This is a genomic window from Dolichospermum circinale AWQC131C (assembly GCF_000426905.1).
Taxonomy (GTDB): Bacteria; Cyanobacteriota; Cyanobacteriia; order Cyanobacteriales; family Nostocaceae; genus Dolichospermum; species Dolichospermum circinale.
Genome location: NZ_KE384634.1, coordinates 1 through 368 on the forward strand (window position 1 = coordinate 1; position 368 = coordinate 368).

1 pseudogene is annotated in these 368 nt (G+C 33.7%); it reads right to left on the reverse strand.

Annotation, left to right across the window (positions count from 1 at the left end):
• Window positions 1-162 (reverse strand): annotated as a pseudogene (locus ACIR131C_RS27365) (IS4 family transposase); the annotation flags it as partial.
• Window positions 163-368: the final 206 nt, after the last annotated feature.

Below are 368 nucleotides of genomic sequence, written 5' to 3' on the forward strand. Positions count from 1 at the left end.
TCAGTTTTCGTTTCTAAATCACAAAAATTAATCACTCTGTAAGCGGGAGCATCCTTCGATGAACCGATTTTGATTAATCCAGTTTCTGAGCCAAATTCTAGTTTCCAATTATTTTTAATTCGCACTACAAAATATTTGTCTTTTTGCACGGCATTGCTGAATTGAGGTATGAAAATCAAATATTCTAGTTCTTAAACTCTTACTCTCTGCGTCCTTCGCGCCTCTGCGTGAGAAAAAATCATACCTTCATTCACCAACGCCGCAACTTACTTGTCAATGTAATAATTGTTGAATCAATTGGACATATTGCATATTTATCATGTAACTTTTTGTGGACTTTATTCTGCACTAATTTATTTAATTGTTGA